Origin of the sequence: Phaeobacter cretensis (genome assembly GCF_047372505.1) — a bacterium.
In the GTDB taxonomy this organism is placed as follows: Bacteria; Pseudomonadota; Alphaproteobacteria; order Rhodobacterales; family Rhodobacteraceae; genus Phaeobacter; species Phaeobacter cretensis.
This window is the reverse complement of record NZ_JBKBEU010000001.1, coordinates 2,970,451-2,989,995: the sequence shown is the minus strand read 5'-3', so window position 1 is coordinate 2,989,995 and position 19,545 is coordinate 2,970,451. Positions and strand designations below refer to the sequence as shown.

Here is a 19,545-nt window from a genome sequence, read left to right as displayed (position 1 = left end):
GTCACACTCATAGATCGATAGAGGTATGGTTGACTCATTGAACACCCGCCCAGACACCGTGATTGATCAACAATCGCGGCAGCCAAATGAGGCTGAACTTGTTCATATGTTGTACGATGCCGTAATCGATAACTCACTATGGCCGGAAATGATCTCGGAATTGATGGAGCATATCGAGCTTTCGCATCCCAACGACCTGTCAAAATCTCCCGATCGGTTTCATGGTTTAATTACCCATTTCGAACGCGCTATGCGATTGAGCGAAAACATCGTTGCCCTACAGGAAGAGAACGCCACACTGGGTGGTGTTTTGGACAGCTTGTCGGTTGGGCTGATGGTGTTTGATCACGGTGGGAACAAGATATTTTCGAACAGGGCGGCGCGTGACTATGGCGTCGACTACAACAGCATCGGAGAGCTCGAACATGAAGTCGAGCATTTGCACGTCTCATCCGAAACCCAGCTGCCGATCCTAGGCCATGCGGACTCGCGCGGAACAAGTATTGCTCTGGTGGATGCCTCCAAGATCAAGAGCGGAATACTGCCGCCAAATGCCGCGAAAATCGTCGTTGGGCTGCCTGCTTTGACAACCCAGTCTTTCGAGGATTTCCGTCTCAGATACTTCCTGTCAAAAGCTGAAGGCCGCTTGGTCAAGGCGCTGCACGCCAGCAACAATCTGCGGAAAGCTGCAACCGAATGCAGGATCACATACGAAAGCGCACGTACTTACCTAAAGCGCGTCTACCTAAAAACAGGTGTGAGCGAACAGTCCAGTTTGCTGCTTTTAGTCGATCGCAATCCGCTTTCGCTTTTGGATCGGGAACCTCAGAATACAGATCCGAGTCTGCCCGTCCGTCGCAATCTATTGCTGCGAGATGGCCGTAATCTTGAGTACTTTGAGATCGGTCCACCCGATGGGCATATTCTGCTCCATTTTGATGCGCTTACAGGGGTAGCGATTGACGCTATCGGCGCGCCGGAGCGCTACATTCCGCATCTCGAAGCGCTTGGTCTCAGGATCATTGTTCCATGCCGTCCCGGAACATTTGGCTCTCATTTCAAAACGATGGCGGGCCTGTCGGATTTTACCAATGATCTGAACCAGCTACTGGACCACTTGGATGCAAAAACGGTAACGGTGTTTTCGCAAGCATTTGGCTCATGTTCGGCGTTGGCTTTTGCTGCCACGACATCTCATAGAGTCGATAAATTGGTTTTGTGCGCCCCCAGCTATCCTCGGCATGAACCTATGGACTGGCGCAGTATGGATGTCTTTTACATTATCAGTGGGGTGATTGGTCGGCGGGCGCCCGCACTACTCAAGGCAATAGTGCCGTACTTGATGCGTTCGGTTATGCAGAACACAAAAAAATACTTGGAACGACATATCACCCGCTCAAAATGTCCTGCAGATATCGCTGTCTTGTCCAGTCCGGTTTTGCAGAAACGCATCCCAGAGATGTTGGCTCTGCGTACACTTCAGGGGTCCGACGGGCTGGTACAGGAGAATTATCTAAATACCCATGGATGGGATTTCGAATTGGGTTCGCTCACCATGCCCGTTCATATTCTACAGGGCGAGTTGGACAATGTTTCAGATCCGGAGGGCAGCCGTAAACTTCAGGCGGCACTGCCAAATGCGATGTACCATTCATTTCCGTCGCTGGGACAGTACCTACTTTTTACTGAGTGGCCATGGATCCTGGAGGCATGCAAATGTGACGGCAGCACGGCTGCAGTGATCGAGCGCGCCCGGGAAAGTATGTCAGATTCTAAGCAGATAACGGCTGCGTGACTGATACCGATAGGGTCCCCAATTGGGGATAGCGACGCGCTGACGACAAATCCTAGTGTGACTTGGAATCACATTAGGAGTTTTCCATGAAGTTTATTGTGCCAGTTTTGATCGCTGCTTCGACGAGCTTTTTTGCGACGGCCTCGGTCTCAGCGACATCTGACATTCTTTTCATTTTGGACGGGTCTGGCTCCATGTGGGGGCAAGTCGAAGGTGAAGCCAAGATAACAACCGCCCAGACCACGATGAGACAATTGATGGATGATGTCCCCGCTGAGGCACGTCTGGGGTTGATGACCTATGGCACGACATCAAAGGAAAGCTGCGAAGACGTCAAAGTGCTCAATTTCTTAGGCGCAGATCGTGAAGAGCTGAAGGCAAGCATCGGAGGGCTCAAACCTCTGGGGAAAACACCGATTGAGAGGTCCTTGCAAAAGGCGCTTGCCGTTTTGGTGGCCACCGAACCCACCGATGTTCCAAAGTCGATGGTTCTTGTGTCTGATGGGATCGAGACCTGTGATGGCGATCCTTGCCTCACGGCCCGAATTTCACAGACCATGGGCATTGATCTGAAAATTCATGTTGTGGGCTTCGATGTCGACGCCGAAGCGCGTGAACAACTTGAGTGCATCGCCAACGCAGGCAAAGGTCAGTATTTTGATGCGAGTAATACCCAAGGGCTTAAGTCAGCGCTGCAAGAGGCGGTTGTCCTTGCCCAAACCACCGCTGAACCCGAGCCTGAAGTGGCACCGGAGCCTACTGGCCCAGTCATTACTGAGTTTTTTCGGGATGATTTCGACGGCGACGATCTCGGTGATCAATGGATTCTCACAAACCCGGATCCTGAAAGTTACATTGTCGAGGATGGCGCGCTGCTGATGCTGTCGACCTCTGTCAGCCCGTTCTACGACGAAACCGGCAGCAACTTGATCACCTATACCGGCGAGATGCCTGACGGAGATTGGGACGCGACCATTACCTTTACTGGTGAAATGTCAGCCACAGGCAACGTCCTGAATTTTGGCGTTCGGAAAGATACAAAAAACGCCATGGCGTCCGCCTTTCACGCTGCTAACTACACATCGTGCTTTGCGACCTATGCCTATATGGAAAAGATGTCCAAAGGCAAAATTGAGCTCGAGCGAGCTGCACACCGAAACAGCAGCAATGCCCATTGTTGGCGCAGCCCATTTGGTAACGAAACGCGCGATACAATCGTTGCAGGACATGAGGACATGCCGTCCAAACTCACCTTGTCAAAGCGTGGACGCAGCTATTTCACCACCTTTGAGATGGAGGGGCTGTCGCTTGAGGACGGATCACCTTACGTGGTTGAGACAGATCAGTTTACTGCCCTGCGTATGTCTGGCGATCTGAGCTTTTCCATCGGTCGTTTCCACCCTCGAAAACATTCCAAACCCGGTGGTGAAGCACTGTTCCTTATCGACTCCGTTGTCATAAACGCGGTCGAAGAGTGATGCTCAGAGTCCTGCTGTTGGCCGCAACTTGGCTTGCGGCCACACAGTCCAGCGGACAAGAGATCGATCCCAAAGAAATTCCGCCTGAGTTGGCGCAGCCGATCTTTGAAAAATCTGATGCCGATCTCGACACCTGCGGTTTGGGCGCGGTCTCTGGTCTCGATCCCGATGGCGATGGCTTTCTTTCTGTTCGAACCGGACCGGGCACCGAATATGCCCGTCTGGCAAAGCTGGCGAACGGCGACCGCGTATGGATTTTTGACACCGTCGGAGAGTGGCACGGCGTTATCTACGGCGCTGAGGCCGTCGATTGTTCGCCGATCACTGAAACCCGCGTCTTGAACCGCGACGGTGCCAATCACGGCTGGATACATAGCAATTGGCTTACCCCGCTGGCCGGTTAGTGGCGGACCGCGCCTTAACTTTGGAAAATTGTCATGATGCGATATATTTCGGCTTCGCTTGTTGGGCTTGCCCACTTTGGAGCGCCCGTATTTGCGGACACACCTAGCAAGGCTATCCCAACACCGCTGGAGCGGGCGTTACTTCAAAGCACCACAACTGCAGCCGCTTTGAAACGCGCGACGGATGCCACAGGTAAGCCAGAAGAGATCGCGCGCAGTAAAGAGATTATCGACACGCTTCTGACGCGCACCAAAACCCAAAACGCACCAGTAACAGACGATTTCTCAACACCTTTGTATGACATTCGTCGAGCCTATAACCTGCGCCTAACAGATGACAGGATGGAGGAACTTCTTGTCACCCGCAGCAAAGAAGAACGGTTCGCCGCCTATCAAAACGCTACTGGGGCCCAGATAAGTGCAGAAGATCTTCAGCGCCTTGACGATGATATCTTCTGGTCAACCTTTGATCTGGACAAAGGCGCGCCGCATCAGGAGTTTGAAAACGAAGACGGAAGCGGCATTCGGATCGACATCGACCCCGAAACGCGTGACACAACGATCAGTGTCTACAATCCAGATAGTGTTGATGGTCTGCCCTTTAATCTAGCCCTGCCAACACGCTGGGTTGTTGCAAAGGAGACCGCCGAACCGACCTCAAATTCGGACGGCAACGCAGCTTCAGGCAGCTCTGACGAATACAGCGAGGATGCCACACCGCAGACAGCGATTGACGATCTGGATGATGATATTTTCACCGACGATCTCCCGTCACCCCAGCCCGTTGCCGATACTGATTTCGAACCCGAGATCCTAACCCCGGACTTTTGGGATGATCATCCTTCAATGTTGAACGGGCTGTGGTCCATGGACGGCTTCAAATACTTTGGTGCAACAACGTGGTTCATCACATCGGACAACGATACCACAATCCTGCCTTCATCGCGTGATGCCAAGGAAGTGGCAGACGAACTCCAACACGCCTTGGACGCCTCGACCGAAACGACGGAGCTGCATATTTGGCGCAACATCGAAACCGGAGAGGTTGTGCGGCAAACCAAGTACAAGCGGCTCGATATCGAAAAGTGGACTTACTCGCGCGAAATGGTCGAAACCCCAACTCCAGATACGGATGGTATTGCGAGAGCGCTAGAGAAAAGTGAACACCGTGTGCAAGACGGCGTTGAAGATGCGGCGCAAGCGCCAGGCGGCTTCAATTCCGTGTCGCAGGTGGGTGTCGGGGTTCAGGTACGGCTTCTGGGTGCCTGCGGTGGCGTTATGGATGAGGCTTATTTTGATGGCCTCAATTTGGCCGTTCGCGACAGTATAGACAAATGGTGCGACTTTAATCCGACTTTGCCGGATGCGATCAAATCGCAGCTGCTGGGACGAGGCACACAGCCGTGGGGAGCGGTGTTTCGCGTCACACCGGATCCCAGATCCGACAATCTGGTCATGCGCGGGACGAGTTGGGGCGGGCAGGTTCACTACAGGCCCGAGAGCTACGAAGTAATCCGGCAAAGCGGGCCGCATTTTTATTCTAATCCCTTTGGAGCGCGACCTAGCGACGAGGACGCTTTGCTAAGCGGCACTGCTATGGGGGCCGAAGACAATGAAAACCTTTAAACTGATCACCGCGACCCTCCTTGCGGCGTGTCTCGGCGTTACGGCCGCTGCGCAATCCATTGAAGATCACCTGGCCACCCAACCGGATACTTTTTCACGAGATCAAATTATTGGGCGCTGGAAACAGGTCGCGCATAGAACAGGTGACGCCAATTTTGAGGTCGGAGATGGTTCGTATATCTTCTTTGTGGCTCCGGCCGATGCGCGCTCTGACGAAATCGAACTGCATACGAAAGCGCGTAAGTGGATAACAGATGCCACACGAGCACCCAGCGGCGGACGTTTCTCAGCGACGTTTGAATACTATCCAAAAGCCAACGAGATTTCTTCTGCCATCCCCAAAGAGATCCACGCAGATCTGGAAGGTGTGCTGAAGTGGACTGCAAAGCTGGATGTGCATCACAACAATCATTCTCCAGCACTCAAACTTACGTTCCTGCCAGGTGAGGTGCGGTGGGAATACGATCCGGACTCCGGAGAGGTTACATCGCACGAAGTTGTTGGCGAAGGCGAACCGCGCGAGTTGATTTATGCTCTGGATCCTATTCTGGGCGTTGGCCGGGCACCGACCCAGCGTCTGGAGGTTGTTAGTTTTTCCGGTCCAGAAGCCAAACGCCGTGAGGGTGAGAGCGTCACGCCACAGGTTTTGACTACGATGCCCGGTCAAAAAATGTACCCGCAAGCCTATCTGGATGAAACGATCGCCGAGGACCGTGGCCGACGTATCGAGCTAACCATTACAGGTGACGAAAGTGGTGAAACAGCATCTGTCATGCTGGAATCCAGAGGCGTCGTTCATGAAAGGGAAATGCGGTATGGCATTGGCCTGTCACGTGCCGCGCATCCCTTAGGACACCCTATGACGTTGGCTCCGAACTGTGGGGCAAACGATCCTTATCTCTATCCTCCGGTCCTGTCCTGGCAGTGGGTGAACGAATACTTCGCAACCGAAGAGCTGGCAGCGACCCGTGAGAAAGGCAGTTGCGTCGACTTCGATGGCACATCAGGCGAAACAGTCACCTTCTCCATCGGTGACGATGTCGTCTATCGCGTCCAGTGGTACGCAAACTTCGAAGACATCATGCTTGCCCAGTATAACACGATGTCCGACCGCTTTGAGGCGACGATCAAAAACGCATCCGGACCCAATGCCGGGCATGCCTTGGCGATGTTGGGACGTTTCGATGAATTGATGTTGTCGGACGCACTGACCGCACGTCAGAAAATCGCGGTAGCCGCCGTCTACTTCGCAGGCCCCGGAGCCGAAACGTTTCCAACCGGTCTAGTGCGCACAAGCCGGGAACAGGCCGCTCAAAATATACAATGGCGCAGAGAAAACTGGAGTTCAGCTTCAACAAACCTGGCGATTTACTACGGGTTTTCAAGAACCTATCGCCCCTCCGAGCTTGCGGATTTTGGGCGATCGGCGCGTGACTTAGTCAAGACGATCTTCGCCGGTGAAGACATGGACGATCCGAGAGTGTTTTGGGAACGCATGGTGCTAGACGAAGCGTTGATGGTGGCCTCAGCGCGTCAGCTTGAAGCGGTGTTCGACACCTTCACGCGTGACGGATTCCGCCTGATGGTGAATAGCTTCTCGGCAATCAATCTCGGCGGAAAAGTCTTCTCGATTTTTCACGGCGTCGACGCGTTTGGCAATAAAATGTCGGATGAAGCCTATTGGCTGAACATCGTCGACGTCGCGGCAGAGTTTACGATGCTAGGCGCAACAGTATACGAGATTTCGGCCCCATTGCGCTTTCATACGTCAGGCACAAACGGCAAGGTGGCGCGGTTCACCGATGGGTTGGGCGGCTCCCGCGGGCAAAGCTTCAAAGCGCGTATGCAAGGCAATCGTACCGCCAACATCAGACACTATACCGCCCGTGACCCGTCGGGGTTAAGCCAAGTGATCGACGTGTTTGAAACTATTTCCGACAGTTTTCCAAGCAGCATTCGTCAGGCGCAACGCCGACAGATCGTGGTCAATGCCGAACCGCCGACACGCCTTCTGCCGCTGCCTGAATCACCGAACATCTCGGTGCGTGTCACGCCCCGATCAACTCCGCGACGTGCCACTAAAATCGCGGCGCCGGCGGATCCAATCACAGCCTTCGGAGACACCGCTCGCGTGGCCTACGAAGCGCCGCCGGTCTTCCGCGCAGCATCGCCCGACGCTCCCGATGCCGTCGCCGGAAACTTCATCGTATATCGCCAGACCGGTCGCACGATCACCGAAGCGCAGGGCAACGCCCATTTGACGATGGCCATAGAGAGCCTGTCTGAAGGCCAGCCTTCAGTCTCATCTGGTATTTTGTCCTTTGGCCGGACCGAGCCTGTTCCAAATGCCGTGTTCGCGCATCGGATGGAGTTGCAAGGCATCGAAGTCGCCAGTTTTGTACCTGACAATCTGAACATGGTTACGACCAAAGCCGCTGTTGATGGTGGCTGGACCGTAGAGGTTCAGCTGCAATCTAACGGAGGGACGCAACGCCGGGTATACGTGACCAACGTCGAGCATGACCGTTGGGGCATAGGGGCAGACGTCGATTTCTTCGATCCCTCTCGCGGTCAGGTGGTCCGCATGGATGTGGATGAGTTTGCCGATTTGGTGGTTGTCGATACCGACAATCCGGTCACAACCTATCGTGCACGCGATCCCTCGAAGGACCCGCGCCGCAGGACGCCGGTTGAATTTGAAACGGTGGAGGTTGCTGCTCCAATTACGCCCACCGATGTGTCACTGCCCACATCCGCGACGCCTCAAGCCAACACCTATTTTCGCTTTCAAACAGATGCCGGCGAACAGGTCATCGCCTTGGGTGAGAAAATGGGAAATGGTGCCATAAACGGGGTCTATCGAGCGGTTGGACGCGATGGACAAGTCGTACGCATCAGTCTCGACAAAGCTGGCAACGTCAATCAGGTTCTAAATGATTGGTGGGCCCGTTCATTCTTAGGTGATGATGCAATTGATCCGGACGTTATTGCACCAATACATGTCCATGAGAGACGCTTGATTGCAGAGGGTCTTGATCAGATACAGGTGCTCGAACTTGTCGATGAGTTTTCCGGCACGCTTGCCGACACGCTGGTCAAGCAGCAAGGCGGGCAAATGACAGAAGGCCAAGCCGCCGCTTACGTCGCTGCCGCACGACAAATCAACGATAAAGGCGGTATTTGGGTGGACGGCCATCTCAACAACTTCACTTTCATCCAGACCGGTGAAGATAGTTGGAAAGTACAGATTTTCGATCCAGGAGGCGTTTATCCGATCAAAGGAGAAACGGCCTCCGCCAGAGCGGTGCTCGCTCGCCAAATCCAAACCGAAGCCTGGTCACCAGACGACATCTATCAAAGGCGTTTTCAGGGACAGCGTGTCAAAATCGAAAAAGGCTTCAAGGCGGATTTCATAAACAAATATGCCGAAGATATTGCCGCGCAGGAGATGAACGTTCCAGGCGCTGAATTTGCGGAATTCGATATGACCCGAGAACTGCCTGCAAATTTCTTTGTTCCATTTCAACAGGAAAGGGTCAGACGGCTGATAACTGCAACGCGGTGAAGGTCGCGCTTGCGGCAACTCAGCATTCTCCAGCCGTCTATCCCGACCGTGAGATTTGCCGTGTCTTGGCTCACGTTCCCCAAGTACTTGTTTTTACGAAACGTGAAGAATCCCAAACTACCGATACCCACCGGTGTTTCCGTGATCTGTGCACTCGTCACTTCGGATCTGCTGCAGCCCGCATAAAAGGCGGACCTCTAAGCTCAGGGCTCATTGATCACCATTGCAACGAGGCCGTCGGGCACGGAAAACCTTCGGCAGCCGTTGTATAGGTTACGACATGCCACCAGCCCTTTAGCCGTTCGGATCCGGTTTCGCCGTTTGTAACACCGCTCGTCGAACCGGACCCCTGTTCTGCGTTGCTTTTGGACAGAGATGCAGGAGCATATCTCTTTGTCTTTCAATGACCTTCTAAACCAATCAACATGATAGCCCCGGTCTTCAAGTCGCCAGACGGAATAGGGCTGGCTGCTGAGCAGCCCCCTTGCGTCGATGTAGCAGCCGATGCTCGCGATGGTCACGAACAAGTCCAGCATGCGGCCTAATCTGTCAAAGATGACCTATTTGTCTCCCATTCTTGTGCCCAATCATGCGCCCTCGTCCTGCTTTTTGGGCGCCCTGCGGTAGGCTTTGACGACAAATGATGCCGATAAAAGCACGCTCGGCGTCAACGCGTGATTTACCATGAGACTTAGGGAAATAGAACTGAGGGAAATAGAACTGAAGACGCACCATCTGTAGATGGCTTTACCCGAATAGATCAGACATATCACCGCGCGCGTTCACATACTGCGTCAAGGCGGTCAACGGGCATCAACGGGCCCTCTGGCTGGCAAGAACAATGCGATCTATGGTATCTTAGGACACCCCATAAATTCTGTATTGATCAACTCCGCTATAGTCTGCCTGACCGAATGTAAGCGCGTGTTTAGCGCTTGATCTCTCAGGAACTTTGTCAAGCGCGCTGATCAGCGGTAGCCCGTGCAACAAGGGTGCCAGGTCCGCACGAACGAAACAACCAGATAGTAGCCGTTTAGACTTGTGCTTAGAGGTGAATCACGATAGCTGCTTCGGCACATCACAAAGACCTTAGAATTAAGGGAAAAGGCGAGTTGGCGGAGTGGTGACGCAGCGGATTGCAAATCCGTGTACACCGGTTCGATTCCGGTACTCGCCTCCAATAAAATCAATGACTTGCGTCATCCCTTCTATCCTTCACTGCCATTTTTGAAACAATCGTTGAAACTTTCACGTTTCGGTCTTGCTTCGTTCCATTTGATTTCTTGCCTCTTGAGCGCGCTTCGCGAGCTCTCTTTGCCGGATCGGCCCACCGTACTTTTTGAGCATCTCAACGCCTGAATGGCCGGTAACAGCCTTGACCATCTCGTCATCACATCCAGCCAGATAAAGCTCGATCGTCGCGTTTTTCCTGAGTCCGTGCGTTTTGTAGTAACTCGCCTTTTCGTGCTTCATCTTCTTTTTGATGGAGCGCATTTCCTCAGCGACGATGCGATAGCTGACCGACCTGCCCTTGGCGTCAGTCACGACCGTGCCGTCCGTTCGCTCGAGCCCGTCCAGGTGGGCCTTTAGGCGATCAGTGAGCGGGATCCACAGCGGCTTGTCGGTTTTGCCCTGAGTGAAATCGAATCCTTCGCCGGAAAAGTGTGCCCACTTCATCTTTACGACGTCGCCAATTCGCTGGCCTGTGCCAACGCAAAGCTCGTAGACCAGTCGCGCACGCTCAGAAGACAGCGCTTCGAACTCTGCGCGAACATCGTCTGGCCAAGGCTCCCACCCGTCGCTCTGCTGCTTGAAGAGCGGAATGCCCTTCGCCGGATTCCCATGCTCTTTCTTGATAAAGCCAATCAGACGGGCGTGGTTCATCAAGACGACCATGACCTGGACGAGATAGTTGGCTTGCCGCCAGTGATCCGCATTGGCGCGGTGCAATTCGTAAATGTGATGGGTTTCGATCCTGGCCGGGTCTTTCTCCGTCCAGATTTCACGAATGTGGCTGATGTACCGCCGATAGTCGGATCTCGTCGGGGGCTTTGGCTTTTTGTAGGCGTCGCTCTCGTAGTAGCTCAGGATTAACGCCTCAAAGTTACGCTCCACCGGCGCAGGCGCTGGCTTTCCCTTCAGCAGGCGATTGTAGTGATCCCAAAATTCGGGCGTGCCCGCTTCCTCTTACATCATGACCGAGATGCCACGCGAACGCCGAATGAACCGAAGATATCCCCTGTCATTGTAGACGTATTTTGGCAGGCCCTTGCGGGTCATTCGCCCATTCTCAAGTCACTATTCAAGAAATCATCAGCTGCCTCGGCCGCCACCATGTTGGCATCAACGATGACGCTGCCATCAGGTTTGATCCCGAACTTCGCGCGTTGCCAACCTGATGGCAGCGCCTCGGGGATAGGCGCCGACGTCAGACAGGAATTTTCTTGTTGAAGCGGTGTTTGCAACGCGTCTGGCACAGCTGCCCGCTTATGTTCAACAATCAGAAACACGGCGTTGTGGATCTGAGTTTGGCCGTCAATCTCTAGGGTTGCTCGTCAAAGCTGGCCTGGAACGCTGCAACTACTTTACTGGGCCTGCAGATTGCTCGCAGTAGATATGATCTACCGACCATAAACCGGAAATATGATCTGCGGATCATACGGCATGAAAGGCTATCGCCCGACGTCGCACGCCAGCGGCAATGGCTTCCGCCAATGGCTGTGGAAACCCATCCGGCAGTTCTTCTAGTGTCTTGTCCAAGGCGGGTTCAAGCTCAGACGCAATGCCCGACAAGACCTCTTCCGCCAGCGCCACACCAAAACCTGCCGCCTTCGCAGCCAGCAGGAAATGGCGCGGCACCACCTCGTTGATCCGGTAATGACCGTCGACCGCCATTGCGAGGCGCATCCGGTTTTGACGTATTTGACCGTCATCCACGGCTTTCTGTGCGCTCAGCACGTCATAAAGCGGGGTCATGCGGAAACCGCCAGGGCGCAATGCAATGCTGAAATTCTTCGCATGCCCGTCCGTCGCCCCTAAAAGCCAGAACAGCACCTGCGCGCGGAAGAACACCCGCTGATCCGCCTCGGGATCGTCACTGCCCGTCAGCAGCCCGATCCCTCCGGTTATCCCAGGCCCACCATCCATTTGATATTTCTGGCTGGGAGGGACCGAGAGCGCCTGACAAAAATCTTCCTGTGGGAGGCGGATCAACCGGCCATCTTTGGTCCAGCGCCGATCGAACCGGGTCACAACAAGGCTGCGCACATCTTCGAAATTGACAATCTCGACCTCCGCGACATCCATGCCCATGACACGGCAAAAACTCATGCAGAAAAACTCGTTCTCGACGCTGTCGGACAAATCGATCCCGGCAGGCAGAACGCCAAGCTGGGTCTTGAGGATATGGGTTGTGGGGGTGAGTCCCGATGGGCGGATCCACACGCCCTCGTGGCGTAGCAGCGCCGTTTTCTCCTGCGCCCCAGCGATCGAAATGCGGAAGTCGTCTTCCTCATCCAAGCCAAGGGGTGCGCTTGCGAGGTTGCGTAACATATCCGCAATCTGTGCCTCAGATACGGGCTCTCCCTCGAGTGCGCCAACCTCGGGGATATCACCCGAAACGAACTGCAAGGCCCCCACGCAATCGCGTCCAATCTTCTCCAGCATGTGCCACGCGTCCGTGCCGCCTGCACGCACCCGAGCGGCAACGCGCTCGCGTATCGCCTGATTGTCCGGTAGCAGGTTTTCTAGGTAGGCAATAACAGGGCCACCCTGGTGTGCCTCTTCACGCAAAGGCAGTGACTGCGAGATGGGCATGGCGTGTTCCCAGGACAGCCAGTCGTGATCGTAGGTAAAGCTGATCGCGCCTGAACCAGCGAGACGCAAAGCCCCCACCAGCCTTCTATTCAGAAGCACCTGCATCGTGCCACTACGCCCGTGTTTGGCCATCAGAAGATATCCTCTATCTCAAGCGAGCCACCACGCTCCACCAATCGGAACTCAAGCCCAAGTGCCGCCATGACGGCGAGTACCGTGGCGAGCTTGGTTCCTGCGTCGCCATTCTCCAGTGACGAAATCGTCGCGACGCGCAAATTCGTGCGCGCACTGATATCGCTTTGGGTCCAGCCGCGCGCTTTGCGCGTCCGGCGAAGTGCCTCCCCGATCTGCTCGGCCGTTCGTGCTGTGAGGTCCATGATGTGGCTCCTTTTACGACACAGCGTAAATCAAACCGAATTACGCTGCAACGTAAATATCTAATTTTTACGCTACCGCGTAATATTTCAACCGCAATCACGCCTGCGGCCCAGTAGCTCGAACTTGCTCAGACGTGACCAGCTTTGACGCGATCAAGTCCTCGATCTGCCGGTTTGTAATGTGGCGGCACAGGGGAAGGCGTTCGTGGATCCACTCGGTGAGGCTGGCACGACCTTTGGCTTCGGCCTCTCGTGCCTTCTCGCGGTCCGCTTGTATCTGGGCAAGCCCTTTCTCCCATCGGCGCATCTTGAGCCAGTTGTCCGAGAAACAGACCTTGCTCCGCGTGTACGATCAGCGTCGATAGAGAAGTGAACGCGGATCGTGCTTTACCCTCTCGGTTTCACTAGCAGACGACAATAGTGCAGCAATTTCATTGGAGGCTTTTGACTTCCACGGTGAGAGTATCCTACTTGCTCCGCGGCCACCGTTCTTGAAGGAGGTTGGTCGGCTTATTTGGCCGACACCGGAGTAGACGTTTCGGTCGTAGGCAGCACTAGTGAAGTGCAGGCTATCTATAGTGTCCGGTACCAAATTGAAGATCCGTTCAGTGTTTACTTTAGGCAGCCTGGTGATGATTTACAAAGCACCTGTTTCATGCACTGCACTGAGAAGGGTGAAATATCGTTGGCTACACCCGTTTTGCTAGAAGTGCGCCCGGGCCGGGGTGACGCACTCAACTCCGCTATTGCAGCTCAAAGCCTCCCCTTCTCTCTTTGTAGGAGTCTCTCTTTGTAGGAGTTTTTTCTGAATGGGATTGCTGGACTGCTTGGCCAAACCGTTTCAATGCGGAAAGGCCTGAATCAGCACTCAGACTCGAAAGACGCCCTAATAGCACCGAAGCTTCCCCTGAATTGCAACAAAACTGACTGTTGCCAATGCGTCTCCCGCACCGGGATCGCCCTTTGGCAGTGCGAAATCCTGCCTAAGGCGTCTGCGTTGGCTATGACGCGACCGAAAAATCTTGGCACTTTGATGTACGGGCGCCCCACCAAGTCAGAAGGAAACAGCTATACTTGTACAGTTTGCCACTACCATACAACAGAAACGGACAGACTCCGGGTTTCAAAGTCAGATGACCCAATCTCAAAAAACTTCCGAACTGCAGCGAAGAAAACCCGGCATCAACGCTCATTAAAAGCGCTGTTCATGGTCTGATGCAAGGGCTTCAGCATGTAAGCAAGGAGCGGCTTTTCGCCAGTCGTCATTTCCGCAATTACCGTCATACCCGCTTGCAGAGGACGCTTAAACACACCGCTGCCAACTGATCGGTCATCCATTTTGATCGACGCGCGAAAATAGGTCTCGCCCGTTTGCTCATCAATTAGTGGAACCGGCGATAATGCTGCGATCCGGCCGTGCACTTTGCCAAAACGCCGCACATCATAGGTATCGACAGTTAAATTTACCGGCTGTTGTAGCCCTACATGGCCGATTTCTTTGTTGGGAATGCGCGCCTCGACCATCAGATCCAATCGCGTTGGCAGCAATTCAAAGATCGTTTCACCTGGGGCAATCACTTCGCCTTCGTTAGGGAAGGCTACGGATTGTACGATCCCTTTGCCTGGCGCGACGATCTGAAGATCATCTATTTTGAGCTCAACAGTGCGCAGTAAAACCCGCAGCTCGTTGCGCATGTCGACGAGCTCTTCCACTTCGTTGAGCATGTCTTCGCGCAAGGTTAGGGTTTGCTCCGCCATTTCTGCCCGCGTCAGCGTCAGGGTGCTGCGCGTCTGCGCGAGGCGCACCTCTCCGTCGGAAGCCGTTGTTCGCAGTGCATCCAGTTGGTCTTCCTCCCGTGCGAGGTCGCGCAATGTCGTCAGCCCCTGCGCGTGCAGGTGGCGAGCACGTGTCACCTCGTCAATCTTACGCTCGACGCGTTCCAGCGTGAACTTGTGCGAGGCTTGCAATATATCCAGTGTCTGTTGCTGTTGCTCGATCGAAACGCTCTTAACACGCTGGCTCTCAGCATAAATCTCCAAGGTTGCGGCTGCGCGATGCTGGTTCTGGTTGCGCAAAGCCATCAGTGCACCATCTGTTATTTTTGCACCACGTTCCAATGTTCGAGAAACGGTCGTGGCGCGCGACAGTTTTCGATCTAGCGTTGCGATTTGCTCGCGTAACCTCCGCTGTTCTTTGCTCAAATCTGGGTGATGCAGTTCGATCAAGACATCGCCAACTTCTACGCGATCGCCGTCCTGCACATACACATGGTCCACAATGCCGCCTTCCATCACCTCAATCTGGGTATAGTCGCCTATGGGCATAATTATCCCTGGCGCGCGGGTGATCTGAGGAACATCTGTTTGCCCGGCCAAGACGACCAACGCCACCACCATGCCGGAAAAGATCATTGCAATCAGCGCTGCCAATCGTGTCTGACGGCCTTTTTCTTTCCGCTTGGCTTTTGCGCTTGGCCCAAGCCTCGTGTCGTTATCTGAAGGTGGTCGCATTGTTCAGATTCCCATTGCTTTCATTACCGCCTGCACTTTTTTGATAGCCGCAGGCCCGGTATCATTTACGATCACACGATCCCCGTTCAGGTAAATCAAACGATCAGCCAATTGCATGAACGAACGGTCTGCCGTGGCGATCAGTACAGTTTTGTCACCGCGTTGATTTTCCAGCCAGTTTTTGAACCTGACACGGCGTGGACGCGACAATCCGTTGGTCGGTTCAGAGAACAGGTAAATTGATGATTGACGCGCCATGCTCCGCGCTAGCGTAAGTGATTTAATCAACTCACTCGGCAGGGTAGACATAAGCGGGCTATTCAGGCGCGTCTTGCAACCTTCCGGCAGAGCTTCAATTTCTCGGCGGATCCCAATCCTCTCCAAGGCGGTATAGATTTCGTTTTCATCAAGCGCGGGTGCCGCCAATCGAAAGTTTTGGACAACGGTTCCGTGGAAGAGTTGCGGAGCGTAGGTGGAATAAGTGACAGATTTTCGCAACTCATCCCGTGCGATCTGGCGTATGTCGATGCCATCGTGCTCGATGACACCGGCGACGGGAGATGCAAGCCCACTGATCAAGTCCAGCACTGCGGTTCGGCTGGCAATATCACGTCCCATGATTACAACCACCTCCCCCGGTTTGCAGTCGAAACCAGCTGCGGTAAGCAATGCGGGATTTAGTGGATCAGGACGATAGCTCACCCCCTGGAACGAGATCGCACCACCTAGGGTTTTCTGGTGAGATTGGCTCAGGCCCAATTCCATTTCTTCGGCGAGCGATAGAACCTGATCGGCTTGTTTCTGGCTCTTGCGAAACCCGGCAATCTGCCCGAGTGAAGATTGAAATGCTTGTATGGGGGCTAAGACCTTGGAAACGAGAGCGATAGAGGCGATCAGCGCACCAAAGCTCATGCTGCCCTCAACCGCGCCATGTGCACTGAGAATGATCGCCCCGACTGAACCAAGTGCGACTATGCTCTGCGATAAGGTCTGTACCAGATTGCGCAGCTGACGTGCACGGGCGGTCGCAGCCTCCGACGCCTCCGCTAGTGGCATGCAACGGCGCAGCCATTGCTGCTGCATCCCGAGATTGGCCAATGTTTTCTGATGTTCCACGGCATCCTGCATAACCATCGAGCTCGCGTTGCTGGCCTCGGCCGCGACCCGGTCGAGGCGCTGCTGGAAAGGCATAGCGAGGATCCCAATGCCCATTAGCAATACGGCAAGCCCAAGTGTCAAAAGCCCAACCGAGGGCGCCAGATACGTCAACACCGTAAAGAACATAAGCGCAAATGGCAGGTCGATCATTGTGGTCATGACCTGACCAGTAAATAGCTCTCGCAGGGACTCGAATTGCCGGAACCGGGCGATCTGCTGGCTAACATTCGATTTCTGTAGTTGGGAAAGTGGCAGGCGCATCAGCTTTCCAAACAACGCCACCGCCAGGGCACGTTCCCCCTGTTGACCGACATAGGCCAAGGTCCTGGTTCGGACACTGCGGAAAAGAAAATCCGACGTTGCAAGAATAACAACCCCGGCAACAAGCGCTATCAAGAGGTCTACCGAACCGGACGGGATCACCCGATCATAGATGGCCATAATCAATAGCGGCGCCAGCAAGCCTAAGACGTTGGTCAGAAACCCTGCCAGCAGCAGTCCCGGTATCATCCGGCGCAACGCAACAAAGGAGGCTCCAACGGTGCGATTTTCGTGCCGGGTGGGTTGGTAGCGAAACTTTTCTATCCGGATCACCGTACACGGATCTCGCTGCGGCTCCAGCCGGTCTGGGGTCCCCCCTTCCAGACCCGAGACCAGCAACGAAGACCCTTTGCGGTCGAGAGCGACATAGCAACTCCTTCGTTCAGGAATAACCAATGCAGGGCACTCGGCTTCGGTTATCTCGCTCTCAAGGCAGGTCGTCTGGACATAGGGCACTTCCAGATTTTCAAGAGTTTGGATTAAATCACTGGGGTCCAATGTTTCGGAGAGATAAGGAAAAGCTTCTGCGATAGTCTCTTCGTTGTTTTGCCAGCCGCCGACAAGTAGCAGTTCCTGCAGCAGCGTATTGGCATCCTTGGTATTGACCAGGCTCATGCCACATCCTCTTTCGGCGCAACGGAGATTTGTTCAGCACGTGCGTCTGCATCCCAATCCGAGACGCCATCCCCCGCTATGGGCCTTAGATTGCACTCGACGTCTGCAAGGCGTTGCATTCGGGGGTCCGGGCTATCCAATAGGATTGTAGGTTTGGGCACTAGTGAGGCTAAACAATCCGACAAAGCCTCTCTTTCGTCAGTATCCAACACAGCAGTCGGTTCGCTCATCAACAGTATGCGTGGGCGCAGCGCCAAAACACGCACCAGTGCAATTAGTTGGCGATTGGCGGGGTCATTTTCGAATACACTGCCTGAACCGAGCTTGGTATTGTATCCAGCGGGCAGATGATGAATTCGCTTCTCCAACCCCAGCTTAGCGGCGAAGCCTTTTGCACGAGAGATCTGCATCTCATCACCAAAAGCACTGAGGTTCTCCAATAAAGTGCCTGACAGGATGGCTGGATCTTTCTCAAGTACCACCATGGCATCTTTACCGCGTGCGGATACCTGTGACAGTGCCGAATTTTCGTCAATCAAAACCTCGCCAGAAGCTGGGCTATTGTGTCCGGTAACCGCATCGTATAGCGCTTGAGTTTGCCAATTTTCATCACTTTTGATCAAAGCGACCTGGCCCTTTGCCACCGTCATGGTATCGAGAATTGCATGTTCAGAATTGACGCTATCCCGCTGAAATCTGAGATTGCTTAAATTGATGGTCCCGGTGAGCAAACTAGCGTCGTTCGGTAGAGCGGGCTCAACCTTCAACACATCGATCTCGCGCAGTTTTCTCCACGACATCGCCACACTCTCAGATTGCACCCATAGTGTCATAAGCTTGCTCAATGGCTGTACAATCCGCCCATTCAACAACATGCAGGCAGCGATTTCAGCGATTCCGATCTGTTGACGGATCACGAGAAAAGCTCCAAGCAACCCCATTGCAGCGACTGACACCTGTCCAAATACCGAGCCAAAATTTTGGGCCAGCCCGGCAAACCGGATCAGACGATGGCTAAGATCAACGGCTTGATCCTCCAGCAGTTCAAACCGCCGGGTCATCTGACGCTCCATCCGGTTGGCTTTTACTGTGAGGCTGCTCGATAACACCTCGGATAGGAAAGCATATCGGCGATTGTCCAATGATTTGCGCCTGTCGAACAATGCCCATTGTGCACGCTTCATCAGAAGTGAGAACACCAGCACCGCGGCTAAACCTGCGATCGGTACCAGCACTAACCAGCCGCCAATCAACGCTATCATCACCGCAAAAAGCAAGGTGAACGGCAGGTCAATAATCAATGCACTGTTCTGGCCCGCATGGTGATCTCGCAACTGAGAAATGGCTAAGAACCGGTCTAGGTAAACTGAGGGCGTTTCCTTCGAAAACTCCGCGGTGTTAGCGTGGAGGACACGATCCGCGAAGCGGCGGTAGTTTGATACTGCTGCCCTTCCGGCGGCTACGTTCAGCAGCGTGGAGCGGCTCCATCGCAAAGCCATTTCGATCCCAGCGCCGAACAGCAACAGAAGCGTCAGCATTCGCAGTGTGTCGATCGACTGAAACGGGATCACTCGATCAAAGATCAACAGAATAACAATCGGGACAATCAAGGCGACAATATTCAGGGCAAGTGAAGCGGCCATAATGGGTACTTTCACAGCGATAGAACTATCACGCCCTTTGAAGGTCTCTTCGTCCATATCAGCCCCATGCCAAGTCATTCACGCGCAAGAGACGCTCAAATACCTTTCTTCACAATGACCCTGGGTCGGGAATTTGGATAAAAATCGAGTAAATTGAATGAATTAAATGGGGTCACGCTCTACCTTTTATCGATTATTTTACGCCTCAAATGTGTTTGAGTCGGGAATTTTCTAAT

The 19,545-nt window shown here is 53.9% G+C and carries 13 protein-coding genes and 1 tRNA gene; 6 read left to right on the top strand and 8 right to left on the bottom strand.

The genetic code is table 11. The features are described from left to right. Positions 1-25: 25 nt before the first annotated feature. The 6 genes from ACEWZM_RS14155 to ACEWZM_RS14130 all read left to right on the top strand — a co-directional run bounded on the left by ACEWZM_RS14155 (position 26) and on the right by ACEWZM_RS14130 (position 10,048). Positions 26-1,795, top strand: a complete 1,770-nt coding sequence (locus ACEWZM_RS14155) for a bifunctional helix-turn-helix transcriptional regulator/alpha/beta hydrolase (RefSeq protein WP_414007046.1) — start codon at positions 26-28, stop codon at positions 1,793-1,795. 86 nt (positions 1,796-1,881) lie between these two features. Continuing rightward, on the top strand, positions 1,882-3,273 hold the full coding sequence (locus ACEWZM_RS14150; protein WP_414007045.1) for a vWA domain-containing protein: 1,392 nt from the start codon (positions 1,882-1,884) through the stop codon (positions 3,271-3,273). Then, positions 3,273-3,677: an SH3 domain-containing protein gene (locus ACEWZM_RS14145; RefSeq protein ID WP_414007044.1), complete on the top strand. Its 405-nt coding sequence runs from the start codon at positions 3,273-3,275 to the stop codon at positions 3,675-3,677. The genes ACEWZM_RS14150 and ACEWZM_RS14145 overlap by 1 nt, the downstream gene beginning before the upstream one ends. 33 nt (positions 3,678-3,710) lie before the next feature. Then, positions 3,711-5,303, top strand: coding sequence for a hypothetical protein (locus ACEWZM_RS14140; RefSeq protein WP_414007043.1), 1,593 nt, complete (start codon positions 3,711-3,713; stop codon positions 5,301-5,303). Next, positions 5,290-8,868, top strand: a complete 3,579-nt coding sequence (locus tag ACEWZM_RS14135) for a hypothetical protein (RefSeq protein ID WP_414007042.1) — start codon at positions 5,290-5,292, stop codon at positions 8,866-8,868. The genes ACEWZM_RS14140 and ACEWZM_RS14135 overlap by 14 nt, the downstream gene beginning before the upstream one ends. Before the next feature lie 1,106 nt (positions 8,869-9,974). After that, a tRNA-Cys gene (locus ACEWZM_RS14130) sits at positions 9,975-10,048 on the top strand. Positions 10,049-10,116: 68 nt separating this feature from the next. On the opposite strand, the gene ACEWZM_RS14125 is transcribed toward ACEWZM_RS14130, so the two are convergent. The 8 genes from ACEWZM_RS14125 to ACEWZM_RS14090 form a co-directional block, all read right to left on the bottom strand. Then, positions 10,117-10,983, bottom strand: a complete 867-nt coding sequence (locus ACEWZM_RS14125; RefSeq protein WP_414007041.1) for a site-specific integrase — start codon at positions 10,981-10,983, stop codon at positions 10,117-10,119. A gap of 161 nt (positions 10,984-11,144) precedes the next feature. Then, entirely contained in the window at positions 11,145-11,378 is a 234-nt protein-coding gene (locus tag ACEWZM_RS14120; RefSeq protein WP_414007040.1) for a hypothetical protein, read from the bottom strand. A gap of 145 nt (positions 11,379-11,523) precedes the next feature. Then, on the bottom strand, positions 11,524-12,816 hold the full coding sequence (locus ACEWZM_RS14115) for a type II toxin-antitoxin system HipA family toxin (RefSeq protein WP_414007039.1): 1,293 nt from the start codon (positions 12,814-12,816) through the stop codon (positions 11,524-11,526). Further along, positions 12,816-13,061 carry a helix-turn-helix domain-containing protein gene (locus ACEWZM_RS14110; RefSeq protein WP_036560649.1) on the bottom strand — a complete coding sequence of 82 codons (246 nt, stop codon included), beginning with the start codon at positions 13,059-13,061 and terminating at the stop codon, positions 12,816-12,818. Before ACEWZM_RS14110 ends, ACEWZM_RS14115 begins: the two co-directional genes overlap by 1 nt. 97 nt (positions 13,062-13,158) lie before the next feature. Continuing rightward, positions 13,159-13,368: a hypothetical protein gene (locus ACEWZM_RS14105; protein WP_414007038.1), complete on the bottom strand. Its 210-nt coding sequence runs from the start codon at positions 13,366-13,368 to the stop codon at positions 13,159-13,161. Positions 13,369-14,243: 875 nt separating this feature from the next. Further along, on the bottom strand, positions 14,244-15,572 hold the full coding sequence (locus ACEWZM_RS14100; protein ID WP_414007037.1) for an HlyD family type I secretion periplasmic adaptor subunit: 1,329 nt from the start codon (positions 15,570-15,572) through the stop codon (positions 14,244-14,246). Between the two features lie 3 nt (positions 15,573-15,575). Continuing rightward, entirely contained in the window at positions 15,576-17,666 is a 2,091-nt protein-coding gene (locus tag ACEWZM_RS14095; protein WP_414007036.1) for an ABC transporter transmembrane domain-containing protein, read from the bottom strand. After that, a complete protein-coding gene (locus tag ACEWZM_RS14090; RefSeq protein ID WP_414007035.1) occupies positions 17,663-19,366 on the bottom strand; it encodes an ABC transporter transmembrane domain-containing protein in 1,704 nt (567 codons plus the stop codon). Before ACEWZM_RS14090 ends, ACEWZM_RS14095 begins: the two co-directional genes overlap by 4 nt. Between the last annotated feature and the right edge of the window lie 179 nt (positions 19,367-19,545).

Excerpts from the sequence above, each read along its gene's own strand:
- ACEWZM_RS14155 (WP_414007046.1), top strand. The coding sequence starts at position 26 with ATGGTTGACTCATTGAACACCCGCCCAGACACCGTGATTGATCAACAA.
- ACEWZM_RS14150 (WP_414007045.1), top strand. The coding sequence starts at position 1,882 with ATGAAGTTTATTGTGCCAGTTTTGATCGCTGCTTCGACGAGCTTTTTT.
- ACEWZM_RS14145 (WP_414007044.1), top strand. The coding sequence starts at position 3,273 with ATGCTCAGAGTCCTGCTGTTGGCCGCAACTTGGCTTGCGGCCACACAG.
- ACEWZM_RS14140 (WP_414007043.1), top strand. The coding sequence starts at position 3,711 with ATGATGCGATATATTTCGGCTTCGCTTGTTGGGCTTGCCCACTTTGGA.
- ACEWZM_RS14135 (WP_414007042.1), top strand. The coding sequence starts at position 5,290 with ATGAAAACCTTTAAACTGATCACCGCGACCCTCCTTGCGGCGTGTCTC.
- ACEWZM_RS14115 (WP_414007039.1), bottom strand. The coding sequence starts at position 12,816 with ATGGCCAAACACGGGCGTAGTGGCACGATGCAGGTGCTTCTGAATAGA.
- ACEWZM_RS14110 (WP_036560649.1), bottom strand. The coding sequence starts at position 13,061 with ATGGACCTCACAGCACGAACGGCCGAGCAGATCGGGGAGGCACTTCGC.
- ACEWZM_RS14105 (WP_414007038.1), bottom strand. The coding sequence starts at position 13,368 with ATGCGCCGATGGGAGAAAGGGCTTGCCCAGATACAAGCGGACCGCGAG.
- ACEWZM_RS14100 (WP_414007037.1), bottom strand. The coding sequence starts at position 15,572 with ATGCGACCACCTTCAGATAACGACACGAGGCTTGGGCCAAGCGCAAAA.
- ACEWZM_RS14095 (WP_414007036.1), bottom strand. The coding sequence starts at position 17,666 with ATGAGCCTGGTCAATACCAAGGATGCCAATACGCTGCTGCAGGAACTG.
- ACEWZM_RS14090 (WP_414007035.1), bottom strand. The coding sequence starts at position 19,366 with ATGGACGAAGAGACCTTCAAAGGGCGTGATAGTTCTATCGCTGTGAAA.